9 protein-coding genes are annotated in these 12490 nt (G+C 66.1%); 3 read left to right on the top strand and 6 right to left on the bottom strand.

Annotation, left to right across the window (positions count from 1 at the left end):
• Positions 1 to 63: 63 nt before the first annotated feature.
• Positions 64 to 903, bottom strand: coding sequence for an IclR family transcriptional regulator (locus U5768_RS15740; RefSeq protein WP_322031332.1), 840 nt, complete (start codon positions 901 to 903; stop codon positions 64 to 66).
• Between the two features lie 353 nt (positions 904 to 1256).
• On the opposite strand from U5768_RS15740, the gene U5768_RS15735 reads away from it, so the two are divergent.
• From U5768_RS15735 to U5768_RS15725, 3 genes are all read left to right on the top strand, one after another.
• A complete protein-coding gene (locus U5768_RS15735; RefSeq protein ID WP_322031331.1) occupies positions 1257 to 2672 on the top strand; it encodes an FAD-binding oxidoreductase in 1416 nt (471 codons plus the stop codon).
• Between the two features lie 602 nt (positions 2673 to 3274).
• Entirely contained in the window at positions 3275 to 4252 is a 978-nt protein-coding gene (locus tag U5768_RS15730) for an AAA family ATPase (protein ID WP_322031330.1), read from the top strand.
• Complete coding sequence (locus U5768_RS15725) at positions 4249 to 5976, top strand: cobaltochelatase CobT-related protein (protein ID WP_322031329.1); 1728 nt, start codon at positions 4249 to 4251, stop codon at positions 5974 to 5976. Before U5768_RS15730 ends, U5768_RS15725 begins: the two co-directional genes overlap by 4 nt.
• A 139-nt stretch (positions 5977 to 6115) precedes the next feature.
• On the opposite strand, the gene U5768_RS15720 is transcribed toward U5768_RS15725, so the two are convergent.
• The 5 genes from U5768_RS15720 to U5768_RS15700 form a co-directional block, all read right to left on the bottom strand.
• Entirely contained in the window at positions 6116 to 6877 is a 762-nt protein-coding gene (locus U5768_RS15720; protein ID WP_322031328.1) for a sulfite exporter TauE/SafE family protein, read from the bottom strand.
• Positions 6874 to 7914, bottom strand: coding sequence for a phosphate acetyltransferase (pta, locus tag U5768_RS15715; RefSeq protein WP_322031327.1), 1041 nt, complete (start codon positions 7912 to 7914; stop codon positions 6874 to 6876). Before pta ends, U5768_RS15720 begins: the two co-directional genes overlap by 4 nt.
• Positions 7915 to 8066: 152 nt before the next feature.
• Entirely contained in the window at positions 8067 to 9878 is a 1812-nt protein-coding gene (xsc, locus tag U5768_RS15710; RefSeq protein WP_322031326.1) for a sulfoacetaldehyde acetyltransferase, read from the bottom strand.
• A gap of 173 nt (positions 9879 to 10051) precedes the next feature.
• The gene (locus tag U5768_RS15705) at positions 10052 to 10456 is read right to left on the bottom strand and encodes a nuclear transport factor 2 family protein (RefSeq protein ID WP_322031325.1); all 405 of its coding nucleotides are present in this window, start codon (positions 10454 to 10456) and stop codon (positions 10052 to 10054) included.
• 151 nt (positions 10457 to 10607) lie between these two features.
• Positions 10608 to 12167, bottom strand: a complete 1560-nt coding sequence (locus U5768_RS15700) for a PLP-dependent aminotransferase family protein (RefSeq protein ID WP_322031324.1) — start codon at positions 12165 to 12167, stop codon at positions 10608 to 10610.
• Between the last annotated feature and the right edge of the window lie 323 nt (positions 12168 to 12490).

Here is a 12490-nt window from a genome sequence, read left to right as displayed (position 1 = left end):
GCAAACGGAATCAGAAGTCCGCGATGCGGGCGCTTTACGGCAGCAGGGGCGGCCTTCGCCCGCTCAAGCGAGCGACAGCCCCTGAAGCAGTGGCGCGAGCCTGGCCGCCGTTTGCTTCATGCGGCCCACGGACTCGAGCAGTTCCTCGAGCGTGGCGCGCGCGGTGGGGGCATGCACGGCGAGCGCGGCGAGCACGTTTTTGCTGGCGGGGTCGCGAACCGGCACGGCAATCGCGACCATACCCCGCACGAATTCCTCGTTGTCGATGCCGATGCCGCGTACCGCAAGCTGTTCGAGTTCGGCCGCGAGCGACCTGGGAGCGGTGAGGGTGCGTGGCGTCATTTTTGTCAGCACGAGGCGTTCGAGCAGCGCGTTGCGTTCCAGCATCGTCATCTGCGAAAGAAAGAGCTTGCCGCTCGCGGTGCAGTGCAGCGGAACGTGCATGCCCGGACGCATCTCCATGCGCAGCGGCTCCGTGGTCTCGACACGCTCGATGTAGAGCACGCGGTCGCCATCGAGCGCGGTGAGATTGCAGGTCTCGCCGAGCGATTCGGCCAGCGTGCGCAGCAGCACGCGGCACGAACGCGTGAAGGTGTTGTTGGCGAGCGTGGCGAGCGCGAGTTGCGCCGCGCGCGGGCCCAGCGCGATGCCGCGGTCGTGCCCGCGCGAATCGGGCATGTGAATCACGTAGCCGCGCGTTTCCAGCGAATCGATGAGCCGTAGCAGCGTCGCCTTGGGAATGTGCAGGCGCGCGGACAACTGCGAAAGCGTGTACGGCTGGCCCGCGGACGCCAGTTGCTCCAGCACGATGAGCGCGCGCAACACGCGGGCGTCGTCGGCCGACGATTCTTCGCGCAGGGCCGGGGCACTGTCTTGCGCGCCTGTTCGCGCGGTGTCTGGCATCGGTGTGCTCCGGCAAGTTCGCCTGGGGAAATGAAACAGTTTGTTCGAGTTTCAGGTTTCAGTATGAGCGCAAAGCGCGCGCGCTTACGTAGCGGATTACCCCGATATGTCATGCAAATGCGCGGGAGCGTCGCGTTGTATTCGCGCTGTGCCGGTCCGCTGTACCAGTCCGCTGTACCAGTCGATACCAGGCCACTGGCTCTACCTGCGCCATGCGGGTCTGCTTAAAATTTTTCCCGATAGAGCGCCAAAGCGACTCGACAGGAGACAGGCATGACCAACAGGCAGTCGGCAGAAACCGCCTTCGTGGCGTTCCGCGCAAGCGTCTTCATGAAGCGCGCGGGGCATTGATCATGGGATACAGCACCGTCGATCCCGCCGCCGCCGACTTTGCCGCGAGCGGCGCCGGTTCCACAAGGTACGACCCCACCTACGATCCGCTCGTCTCGCCGGGCCCCGGCGTCGGCAAGGACTACGCGCCGACTTACTGGGTCGCGACGGCGGGCAGCCCGCCGCCCGACGACGGTCCCGTTACGAAAGACCTCGACGTGGATGTCGCGATCATCGGCGCGGGTTATACGGGGCTTGCCACGGCGTTGTGCCTCGCGCGCGAACATGGCATCAAGGCGGTGGTGCTGGAGGCGAACCGCACGAGTTGGGGCTGCAGCAGCCGCAACGGCGGACAGGGGCAGAATGCCTCGGGGCGCCTCTCGCGCTCGCAGTGGATCGAGCGCTGGGGCAAGGACGTCGCCCTGCAAATGCACGACGAGATCCAGCAGGGTTTCGACCACTTCAAGGCGCTCGTTGCCGAAATCGACTGCGAGCCGCAGCCGGGCGGCCACTTTCTGATTGCGCACCGGCCGCGCATCATGGCGAAGCTGGCCGCCGAGGCGAAGGTATGGAAGGACGTATTCGGCTATCCGTCGGAACTCCTGAGCGCGCAGACGTTCCGCCGCGAATTCATCGACGACCATGAGGCAGCCGGCGCGCTGCACGAGCCAGAAGGCATCGGCGTACATGCGTTGAAGCTTGCGTTCGGTTATCTGCGCCTCGCGCGCGCGGCAGGAGCCAAGGTTCATACGAGCAGCCCCGTGACGGGTTGGGAAACCATCAACGGCGTGCATCATCTGCGTACGCCGGGCGGCGTCGTGCGGGCGCGCGCGGTGGGCGTGGCGACTGGTGCGTACACGGCGCAGACGCTGCATCCCACGCTGCGCAGCAAGATCATGCCGATTCTGTCGAACTCGATGGTCACGCGCGTGCTCACCGAAGCCGAGATCGCCGCTTGCGGTTTTCGCACGACCCAGGTGCTTACGGATACGCGCACGCTGCGCTTTTACTATCGTTTCCTGCCCGATGGGCGATTGCAGATTGGTAGCCGCAGCGCGATTACCGGTGCGGATGCGCCTAATCCGCGACATCTCGATCTGCTCAAGGAGGGCATGGCGCGTAAGTTTCCTGCGTTGCGGGGCGTGCAGATCGATTATTCCTGGTGGGGGTGGGTCGACGTGAGCCACGACATGATGCCGCGCGTGTGTCAGCCCGATCCGCGGCAATCGGTGTTTTATGCGCTCGGGTATGGCGGGAATGGCGTGTCGTATTCGCAGCAGGCGGGGCGCAGGCTTGCCGAACGGATCGCCGGGAAGGGGGGACAGCTTACGCTGCCGATTTTTACTACGCCGTTGCCTGGGCATCTGTTTGCGCCGTTCAGGCGGATTGGGCAGAGGGTGCTTTATTTGCAGTATTTCAGGAGGGATGAGAGGGGGTGAGGGTTTGGGGGTTTGAGGGGCTTTTCTTGTTTTCGCGGTGGTATGCAAGCGTTGCCCCTGTGCGGGGCGGCACCTACTTTCTTTGCAGCGGCAAAGAAAGTAGGCAAAGAAAGCCGCTCAAACCGCCAGCGCCCGCCACCATTCACCTCGCGCCGTTACAGCCAGTGGCTCCGGAGCGTCTGTCACCTCGCACCATTCCAGTTAGTGACTAAGGGCTCATCCGTTCCCGCTGCTCGCTACGCGCGCAGCGGCCGGGTCTGCATGGGAAACCATGTCGGCGGGGCAATCTTCGCAGAAACTTTGGCCTACTGATGTTTCTCGGTTATGCCCTTCGGGGCGCGTAGCGCCGCCGGAAGGATGAGTGCTTTGTCACTCCGGTTGTGGGCGAGTGGCGACAGACGCTCCGGAGCCACTATCTGTCAATGCGCGAGGTGAATGGTGGCAGGCATTGGCGGTTTGAGCGGCTTTCTTTGCCTACTTTCTTTGCCGCCGCAAAGAAAGTAGGTGCCGCCCCGCACAGGGGCAACGCTTGCATACCACCGCGAAAACAAGCAAGCCCCCCAAAAACCCCCAAAAAAAACCAGCAACAAAAAGGCCCCCCAATGACCCCAGACTACCCGATAGAAAACCCGAACCGCACGGTACCAGTCCGCGAACACTTCGGCTTCGATTCGAACCTGATGGTGCCGGCCTTCAGCGAGCGCGACGCACATGTACCAGACGTGGACGAGGCATACCGCTTCAACCCCGAAGTAACACTCGCGATACTCGCGGGCTTCACGCGCAACCGGCGCGTCATGGTGCAAGGCCTGCACGGCACGGGCAAGTCCACGCATATCGAACAGGTCGCGGCGCGCCTGAACTGGCCCTGCGTGCGCGTGAATCTCGACGGCCATATCAGCCGGCTCGATCTCGTCGGCAAGGATGCCATCGTCGTGCGCGACGGCCGTCAGGTCACCGAGTTTCAGGAGGGCATCGTGCCCTGGGCGCTCCAGCGTCCCGTCGCGCTGATCTTCGACGAATACGATGCGGGCCGCCCCGACGTCATGTTCGTGATCCAGCGCATTCTCGAGCGCGACGGCAGTTTCACGCTGCTCGACCAGAACCGCGTGATCCGCCCGCATGCATACTTCCGTCTCTTCGCGACCACCAACACGATCGGCCTCGGCAACCTCAACGGCCTGTATCACGGCACGCAAATGCTCAACCACGCGCAGATGGATCGCTGGAACGTCGTCGCCACGCTCAACTACCTGCCGCGCGAGGAGGAGGCCGGAATCGTGCTCGCACGCGTGCCCGAGATGGCCGACCCCGCCGGACGGCAACTCGTCGATTCGATGATCAGCATGGCCGCGCTCACGCGCAAAGGGTTCGCGAGCGGCGATCTCTCCACGCTCATGTCGCCGCGCACGGTCATCGACTGGGCCGAGAACTGCCAGATTTTTCGCGATCCCGCGCTGGCGTTCCGCCTCACCTTCCTGAACAAGTGCGACGAGGCGGAACGGCCGGTCGTCGCCGAGTATTACCAGCGCTGCTTTGGCGTCGAACTGGGTGGGGAAAAGCGGGAGCCGCGCGCGTGACGGCCGCGCCCACCCCCGAGGCCGTGCGCAACGCGCTGCGTCGCGAGGCGCTCTGCGCGGCCGCCGTGCGCGCGCTCACCGGCGACGCCGCGCTGCATTATCGCGGCGGTCGGCTTTGCCGCGAGTCGAGGGCGGTGCCGCTTCATGCGCCGCACTTGCGCGGCAACGTGTACGAGGACGATTTCGCCTCGCTGCGCGGCGCCGCCGATGCCGCCGCGCAGCGCCTGCTCCATTCCGATGCCGCGTTGCACCGGCTGCTGTGTCCCGATGCGCCGATCGAGCGTCTTCTCTTCGAGCTGTTCGAGCAGGTGCGTTGCGAAGCGTGCTTGCCGCCCGGCATGCCGGGCCTCGCGCACAACCTGCGGCACCGGTTCGAAACGTGGTCGCGCGCGTATTGCCGCGCGGGCCTGAGCGAAGGCCACCTCGGCATCCTGCTCTATACGGTCGCGCAGATCGTATGGTCGCGCGTGACCGGCTGGCCCGTGCCCGACGACACTGGCGATCTGATCGAGGCGACGCGCGCCGGCATCGTGCCGGCGATCGGCGTGCAGCTTGCCGGGCTGCGCGCGCATCGCGCGGATCAGCGCGCCTACGCGGAGCACGCGCGCGAACTGGCGCGCCGCGTCGCAACGATGATCGAGAATGCCCGCGCGGCACACGCACGTGGCGACGAGGACGAAGCGCGCGCACCCGACGACGCGTTGACGTCGTTCTCGCTGTGGGCCGACTTCGACGAGACGAGCGCCGAGCTACCCGCGCTCGCCGCGACGGGCGATAGCCGCGTGCTGGCCGAGGCGGCGGACGGTTATCGCGCGTACACGACGCAGTACGACCGCGAGATCCGGCCCGCGGCGCGCGTGCGCGAGGCGCTGCTGCGCGAGTACCGGGAGCGGCTCGACGAACGCATCGCCGCGTGCGGCATCAACGTCGCGCGACTTGCGCGCATGCTGCGGACGGCGATTGCGCTGCCGCAGCGCGACGGCTGGCGCTTTGGCGAAGAGGACGGACGCATCGACGGCGCACGCCTCGCGCAAATCGTCAGCTCGCCCGCCGAGCGGCGCGTGTTCCGGCGCGAGCGGTTCGATCCGCGCAGCGATTGCGTGGTCGGCTTCCTGATCGATTGCTCGGGGTCGATGAAGGCGCATATCGAGCCCGTCGCAATGATAGTCGATCTGTTCGCGCGCGCGTCCGAGGACGCGGGAATCGCAACCGAGGTGCTCGGCTTCACGACGCTCGCGTGGAACGGCGGCCGCGCGCGCACGGACTGGCTCGCGGGCGGCCGGCCGCCGCATCCGGGGCGTCTGAACGAGACCTGCCACATGGTGTTCAAGTCGGCCGACGAGAGCTGGCGGCGCGCTCGCCCGGCCATCGCCGCGCTGCTCAAGGCGGACCTGTTTCGCGAGGGCGTGGACGGGGAGGCCGTCGAATGGGCCTGCGCGCGGCTCGCGGCGCGCGCCGAGGCGAGACGCATTCTCGTGACGATCTCGGACGGCAGCCCCATGGACACCGCAACGGCGCAGACGAACGACGCCTTTTATCTCGACAATCACCTGAAGGAGGTGGTGTCGAAGCACGAGGCGATGCTCGACGTCGATGTGATCGGGCTGGGCGTGGGGCTCGACCTCAGTCCGTACTACCGGCATTGCGTCGCAATCGACGCCGGCGAGCCGCTGGATATGGCGCGGTTATTGAATATCGCGCGGTGGATCGGGGCGCGCCGGTAGGGGGCGGCCCGCTCATAGCAGCTTCCTGCGTAGCCCGGCAGACGATATGTCGTCGATATGCCTGCCGTATTACGCGAGAGCCCGGCGCGCACGGCTGCGTCGCGTTGCTCCGCAAGTTGCCCGGCAGACCGGCCGCCCCTCACCGCACCAATCCCTCCACCGCACACAGCACCAGCGACGCGCCGATCACCACCAGCACGCCGAACGCGAGCCTGCGCATCGCCAGGGAAGAAAGCGGCGGCGGGTAGTGGCGCGCTGCGAGCGTCATCAGCATCACGACCGGCGCGGCCAGCGCGGCCTCGATGCAGATCGAAGCGGGCAGTTCGCCCTCCCATGCGCTGAACAGTACGCGTGTGAGCGACGTGACCGCGAAAAGAAGGATCAGCGCGCAGCGAATTTCGATCAGCTTGAGCGGCTGTCGATAGAACTGGAAAACGAGCGGCGGCCCCGACACGCCGAACATGCCGCTCAAAAGACCGCCGCACACGCCGCTCACGAAAAAGCTGCGGTCGCCCGAGCGTTGCGCGAGCGGCGCGGGCCGCAGTGCGGCGCTCAGGCCGCCGTACAGCACCACGGCGCCGAGCAGCAATTGCAGCATGCCGGACGCCGATGCACTCAGGTAGTCGAGCACCATGGCGCCCGCCACGACCGAAGGCAGCACGCCCAGCGTCGCCGCGCCCACCGCGCGCCAGTCGATATGGTGGAGCTTGCCGGGCAGCGCGGCCGCGCTGTTCGCCAGCGTGACGAGACTCAGCAATGTGGCAATGCTTGCAAGCGGCGCGAGGCCGAAGCCGCTCGTGGCGCCCATCACGATCATGCCGAGGCCGAAGCCCGTGATCGTCTGAAAATAACTGGCCGCGCCGATCACGGCGATCAGCACCAGGACCTTCTCGTGCGTCATGCCGCGTGGGGTTCCTTCGAGTGGGTGACGTCGCGTTGGCGGGCCGTCTGCGCCTGCACCGCCGTCGCGGCGATCACGTAGTAGATGTCTTCGGGGCAGCAGCCGCGCGAGAGATCGTTGGCGGGGCGGTTGAGCCCCTGCATCAACGGGCCGATGGCCTTCGCGCCGCCCAGGCGCTCCGCAAGCTTGTAGCCGATGTTGCCCGCGTCGAGATTCGGAAAGACCAGCACGTTCGCGTGTCCGCCGCACTGCGAATGCTCGATCTTGCGCTCGGCGATCTCCGCGACGAGCGCCGCGTCTAGTTGCACGTCGCCGTCCACGCAAAGGGTGGGGCGCTGCTCGTGCACGCGCCGCGTCGCCTCGATCACCTTGTCCACGCTCGCATGATGGGCGCTGCCGCTCGTCGAGAACGACAGCATCGCGACGCGCGGCTCCTCCATCAGCAGGCTGCGCGCGCTGTCGGCGGCGGCCATGGCGATTTCGGCAAGCTGCGCGGCGTCGGGGTCCACCACGAGCGCGCAGTCGGAGAAGATCAGCCCGCCTTTATAGCGATGAAACGGCTCGCACAGCATCATCAAAAAGAAACTGGATACGAGCTTGAACGACGGCTCGACGCCGATCAACTGGATGGCCGCGCGCACGACGTCGGCGCTCGTGTGAACGGCGCCCGCCACCGACCCGTCCGCATGCCCCAGACGCACCATGAGGTTGGCGAAGGTGAGCGGCTTCGCGGCCTCGTCCCACGCAAGCGCGGGCGTCATGCCCTTACTGCCGCGCAGCGCGACCAACTCGTCGGCGAAAGCGGCGCGCCAGGGGCTGGTTTGCGGGTCCATCAGCGCAATTTCGCCGAGTTCGACCGACTCGCGCGCGGCAGCGGCCCGGATGGCGCCCGGCTCGCCCACGAGCACGATGCGCGCGATGCCTTCCTGGGTCGCCCGCGCCGCGGCCGCGATCACGCGCGCGTCCTCGCCCTCGCAGAGCACGATGCGCATGGGCGCGAGGCGCGCGTTTTCGACGATACGATTCAGGGCTTTCATGGTCTCATGGGCTCGAAGATGGGACTCGCGCGCACAGCAACGCAACAGCGGGCCTGGACAGACGAAAACCGGCCACAGGCGGATGCCCCGCCTGCGGCCGGCGAATGCGCCAGCCCGCGCGCCTCAAAAGGGCGCGGGCCGCTGCTGGCGCTTCAGACGAAGTCCTTGTACTTGTCGAGCAGGCGCACGGGCTTCGAGAGCGCGTCGCGGCGGAACGGATCGCCGAGTTCGCGCGTGCACATGATCTCGACGATGGTCGTCTTGCCCTGGTTCATCTGCATGTCGATCGCGCGCTTGAGCGCCGGGCCCACGTCTTCCAGCTTGTCCACGACGATGCCTTCCGCGCCCATCGCCTTCGCGATGCCGGCGAAGCTCGGGCTTTCCAGTTCGCCCGCCACGAAGCGCCGATCGTAGAAGTCCACCTGGTTCTTCTTCTCCGCGCCCCACTGGCGGTTGTGGAACACGACGGCCGTCACCGGAATGTTGTGGCGCACGCAGGTGAGCGTTTCCATGAGGCTCATGCCCCAGGCGCCGTCGCCCGCATACGAGATCGCGGGGCGGTGAGGCGCCGCCACCTTCGCGCCGATGATAGTCGGGAACGCGTAGCCGCAATTGCCCCAGCTCATCGCGGCGAAGAGGCTGCGCGGCTTGTTAAAGCGCAGATAGCTGTTGGCGACCGAGTTGATGTTGCCGATGTCGGTCGACACCATGACGTCCTCGGGCATCGCCTTTTCCAGCTCGCGCAGCACCTGGCGCGGATGCAGATATTCGCCGCCGGTGGGCGTGCGTTCGTGCTTCTGCTCTTCGATCATGTCGAGGCTGTAGGCGTCGCGCTCGTGCGTCCATGAGTCGAGTTCCTTCTCCCACGCGGCCTTTTCGGTGGCGATCTGGTCGGCGCGTTCGGCGCGCGTGGCGTCGCTCGCGAGCGTGCGGTTCGCGAGGCGTTCGGTCAGCGCCTGTGCGGAAGCCTTCGCGTCGCCGCAAATGCCCACCGAGATTTTCTTCACGAGGCCGAGCATCTTGTGATCGGCGTCGATCTGGATGATCTTCGCGTCTTTTGGCCAGTAGTCCATACCATGTTGCGGCAGTGTGCCGAATGGCCCGAGGCGCGAGCCCAGCGCGATCACGACATCCGCGCGCGAGAGCAGCTTCATCGCGGCCTTCGATCCCTGATAGCCGAGCGGGCCGCACCAGAGCGGATGGTTCGCCGGGAACGAGTCGTTGTGCAAATAGCTGTTGACGACGGGCGCGCCCAGGCGTTCGGCGAGCGCCTTGCATTCCTCGATCGCGTCGCCCATCACGACGCCGCCGCCGGAGATGATGACGGGAAACTTCGCGGCGGCGATCAATTCGGCGGCTTCGTTCAGGCTTTCGTCGCCGCCGGGGCCGCGGTCGAGCCGGCGCGGCTGCGGAATCTCGGCCTTGATCTTGCCGTAGAAGTAGTCGCGCGGAATGTTGAGCTGGGTCGGGCCCATTTCGGACATCGCGCGCTCGAAGCAGCGCGCGGTGTACTCGGCCATGCGCGCGGGGTTTGTCACGTGGCCCTGGTACTTGGTGAACTCCTGGAACATCGGCAACTGGTTCGCTTCCTGGAAGCCGCCGAGGCCGATGCCCATCGTGCCCGCCTCGGGCGTGACGATCACGACCGGACTATGGGCCCAGTAAGCGGCCGCGATGGCGGTCACGCAGTTGCTGATGCCGGGACCGTTCTGGCCGATCACGACGCCGTGGCGGCCCGAGACGCGCGAGTAGCCGTCGGCCATGTGCGCCGCGCCCTGCTCGTGAACGACGGGGATGAGGCGAATGCCGGCGGGCGCGAAGATGTCCATCGCATCCATGAACGCGGAGCCCATGATGCCGAACATGTCGGTCACGCCATTGGCCGCGAGGGTTTCGACGAAGGCTTCCGACGGCGTCATGTCCTGCGGACCGCTGGCCGTGCGGGTGGGGGTGTTTTCGCTCATCAACTGTCTCCGGTTATCGTTTGACGGAATGCCGTGCCTTGAATGCTATTCGGCGCCCCATGCGGGTCAAGGGATTCCGTCCTTGATGGATGAATCTGAAATGGAATGGAACGTTTCGTTTCAAAACACCCGGCGCTGCAAAGCGTCAACGCGCGGGCGCCGATGCACTCGCGTCAGGCGGGCTGCTTCGGGCGTTCCTTGCGGAACGCGCGCTTCACGGCGATCAAGCCGTCGCGGAATTCGAAGAGGTCGCAGCCTTCGGCTTCGATGCGCCAGCCCTCTGCATGCGTGCCGCTGAACACCCATTCGGACACGCCACGATCGCCCGCGACGTAATGGCGTCCGTTGCCCCAGCGGGCGTCGGGGAAGGTGCGAAAGACCGCTTCGAAGGCCGCGCGTACCGCCTCGCGCCCGACGAAGCGCGTGCCGTAGACCTCGGGGCCGCCGGCCGCGTCGAACACGCAGTCTTCGGTCATGAACCCCATCAGCGCGTGGGCGTCGTGGCGGTTGAAGGCATCGGAAAAGGCGGCGAGCGTGTCGGCCGTAACGGCGGGATGGGCGCTGAGCGTGTCTGCCATACGTGTCTCCAGTGGAAAAGCGGGCGCCGCGCGGCTTGCGGGAAGCGGCGCGCGGCACGGTATGTCGACACGTTAGGGTTTGCCTTTCGAGCGCGGTAGCACCAGTGCGGAGCTTTCGCCTGGGCCAGCGTTCTGCGCAGTCGCGCAAGCGTCAGGCGGGCCGCTGCTTGCGCACGACTTGCGCGAGCGCGCGCACGCCGGGTTCGATTTTTTCGAGCTTGATGGCGGAGAAGCCCATGCGGAACCAGGGGCTGTGTTCGGCTTCGTCGGCGAAGAACACGCCGCCGGGCTCGATCAGGATGCCGGCCTCGCGCGCGTCGTCTGCGAGGCGCGCGGCGTCCAGCCACGGCGGCCCTTGAACCCAGCACGATGCGCCGCCGCCGATCGGCACGTAACGCACTTCGGGCAGATGCGTATCGAGCGCCGCCATCAACGCGCGCGCGCGTTCCTTGTACGCATGCGCGAGGCGGCGCAGGAGCGCGTCGTGATGCCCGAGCGCAAGGAACGTCGCGAACGCGCGCTGGATATACGCGACCGGATGCCGGACCATCAGGCGGCGCAGCGCGCGCAACTCGCGCACGAGCGCTTGCGGGCCGACCACGTAACCGAGACGCAGCCCCGGCGCGAACGTCTTCGAAAGGCTGCCGACGTAGACCACGCGGTCCGCGGTGTCGAGGCTTTTCAAGGCCGGATGCGGCGTGCCGGAGAAGGTGTTCTCGCTCTCGTAGTCGTCCTCGATGATGACGAAGTCATGCCGCTGGGCGAGTTCGAGCAGCGCCTGGCGGCGCGCGACGGGCATGGTAGCCGTGGTCGGGCACTGGTGGCTCGGCGTGACGAACACGTAGTCGCAGCGGGCCAGCGAGCCGGCGAGGCGCACGGGATCGATTCCTTCGTCATCGATCGGCAATTCGAGCAGCTGCGCGTTGCGATTCACGAAGATGTTGCGCGCATCGGGATAACCCGGATTTTCGAAGCCGACTGTCGTGTTTTTACCGCACAGCAGATCGGCGACGAGATAGAGCGCCTGCTGGCAGCCGTTCGTGATGATGATCTCCTCGGGCATCGCGAACACGCCGCGCCGCGGCAGCACGCGCGTGCGGATCTGCTGGATCAGCGATTCGTCGTCGCGTTCGATCAGGTCGGGCGCCCAGTTGCGGATCTCCATGATCGAGAGCGCTTTCAGGCAGCACTCGCGCCAGTCGTTGATGGGAAAGAGCGATTGATCGAATTGCCCGTAAATGAACGGATATGCGTAGTTCTGCCAATTGGCGGGTTTGACGATATTGCGTTGAGCGGAAGGCGGCCGCACGATGCGCGAATGCCACGCGGGCCGCCCGGCCCCCTCGGGCGACGGCGCGCCGTGGGGCTCGACGGGTTCGGGCTGCGGCCCGCGCGGCTGGACCCGCTGTTGAACTGTCACGCCGTGCAGTCCTTCCAGCATCGCGGGGTTCACGAAGTGGCCGCTGCGTTCGCGCGAGACCAGATAGCCTTCCTCGACGAGCATCTGGTAGGCGAGCACGACGGTGTTGCGGGCGACGCTGAGTTGCTCCGCGAGTTCCCGGCTCGAAGGCAGGGCCGAGTCGGGGGGCAATTGCCCGTCGAGGATGGAGGCCACCAGCATCGCGCGAATCTGGTGCTGCAGACTTGTCTTCGACTCCGGTGACCGTCGGAATTGCTGTGCCCAAAGGGCGGACGGGGTGCGGGTCGGCATGCTTGCTCCTGTGATGGGTGGCAACGACGAGTGGCCACGGTCAATTGACACACGATATTCAACACTGGCCGTCCGAGTCGATCAGGTGAATTTCGGAGCGACTGTTCGCGATGAGACAGTGCACACGGCGCGCCATGCGAATAATCAGAGGAAATCAACCGGATACTACCTTGGCATGCCGGCGAATGGCGGGGCAGCGCTCACGGGCACTGGCCCCATCGGAACTTCCCGCCTGGTACTACCCGCCGTTTTATTGATTGAGAATGCTTGACTAAACGGGCGAGTGCACGAGCGCGAAATAAAAGAAGCCGAAATTCGCCCGG

It is taken from the genome of Paraburkholderia sp. J76, assembly GCF_905220295.1.
GTDB lineage: Bacteria > Pseudomonadota > Gammaproteobacteria > Burkholderiales > Burkholderiaceae > Paraburkholderia.
Note: the sequence above shows the minus strand (reverse complement) of the source record. Positions and strands in the feature narration are given on the sequence as shown.

Coding starts and splice junctions, on each gene's coding strand:
- U5768_RS15730 (WP_322031330.1), top strand. CDS start 3,275: ATGACCCCAGACTACCCGATAGAAAACCCGAACCGCACGGTACCAGTC.
- pta (WP_322031327.1), bottom strand. CDS start 7,914: ATGAAAGCCCTGAATCGTATCGTCGAAAACGCGCGCCTCGCGCCCATG.
- U5768_RS15720 (WP_322031328.1), bottom strand. CDS start 6,877: ATGACGCACGAGAAGGTCCTGGTGCTGATCGCCGTGATCGGCGCGGCC.
- U5768_RS15735 (WP_322031331.1), top strand. CDS start 1,257: ATGGGATACAGCACCGTCGATCCCGCCGCCGCCGACTTTGCCGCGAGC.
- xsc (WP_322031326.1), bottom strand. CDS start 9,878: ATGAGCGAAAACACCCCCACCCGCACGGCCAGCGGTCCGCAGGACATG.
- U5768_RS15740 (WP_322031332.1), bottom strand. CDS start 903: ATGCCAGACACCGCGCGAACAGGCGCGCAAGACAGTGCCCCGGCCCTG.
- U5768_RS15705 (WP_322031325.1), bottom strand. CDS start 10,456: ATGGCAGACACGCTCAGCGCCCATCCCGCCGTTACGGCCGACACGCTC.
- U5768_RS15700 (WP_322031324.1), bottom strand. CDS start 12,167: ATGCCGACCCGCACCCCGTCCGCCCTTTGGGCACAGCAATTCCGACGG.